The 1,050-nt window shown below is 50.9% G+C and carries 1 protein-coding gene; it reads left to right on the top strand.

From position 1 onward, the window contains the following. Nucleotides 1-89: 89 nt before the first annotated feature. Nucleotides 90-1,050, top strand: a 961-nt coding sequence (locus HMPREF3050_RS03065) for an IS30 family transposase (protein ID WP_070773403.1), incomplete at its 3' end; no start/stop codon positions are given.

Genomic DNA, 1,050 nt, shown 5'->3' with positions numbered 1-1,050 from the left:
CGGCGTATTCGCATTTGAAGTGCAACTTTCCATAACAGAAAAAGGCCAGTATGCGGTAGCATACGGCCTTTCCTGCAAGAAAGATTGCCATGAGCTACACACAACTGACCCAAGACGAACGATACCATATCCAATACCTGTCCCGCCACTGCACCATCGCCGAAATCGCCAAACAGCTCAACCGCCACAAAAGCACCATCAGCCGCGAAATCAAGCGGCACTACAACCAAGGGCAGCAATACAGCGCCGAAAAAGCCCAACGGCAAAGCCGGCTGACCAAACAGCGTAAGCGAAAACCCTATAAGCTCGATTCGCAGCTCATTCAGCACATCGACACCCTTATCCGCCGCAAACTCAGTCCCGAACAAGTATGCGCCTACCTGCATAAATACCACGGGATCACGCTCCATCACAGCACCGTTTACCGCTACCTCCGCCAAGACAAAAGCAACGGCGGCACGTTGTGGCAACACCTCAGAATATGCAGCAAACCCTACCGCAAACGCTACGGCAGCACATGGACCAGAGGTAAAGTGCCCAACCGCGTCGGCATAGAAAACCGACCCGCCATCGTCGACCAGAAAACCCGAATCGGCGATTGGGAGGCCGACACCATCATCGGCAAAGATCAGAAAAGCGCATTATTGACCTTGGTCGAACGCACTACCCGATACACCATCATCTGCAAATTGGATAACTTAAAGGCCGAAGATACTGCCCGGGCAGTCATTAGGGTATTAAGGGCATATAAAGCCAGAGTCCACACCATCACCATGGATAACGGCAAAGAGTTCTACCAACACACCAAAATAGCCAAAGCATTAAAGGCGGAAACCTATTTTTGCCGCCCTTACCATTCGTGGGAGAAAGGGCTGAATGAGAACACCAACGGACTCATCCGACAATATTTCCCCAAACAGACCGATTTCCGAAACATCAGCGATCGGGAGATACGCAGGGTTCAAGATGAGTTGAACCACCGGCCAAGAAAAACACTTGGCTACGAAACGCCAAGTGTTTTATTCTTGAATCTGTTCCAACCACTGATGC

It is taken from the genome of Neisseria sp. HMSC065D04 (assembly GCF_001815675.1).
Classification (GTDB): Bacteria; Pseudomonadota; Gammaproteobacteria; order Burkholderiales; family Neisseriaceae; genus Neisseria.
Note: the sequence above shows the minus strand (reverse complement) of the source record. Positions and strands in the feature narration are given on the sequence as shown.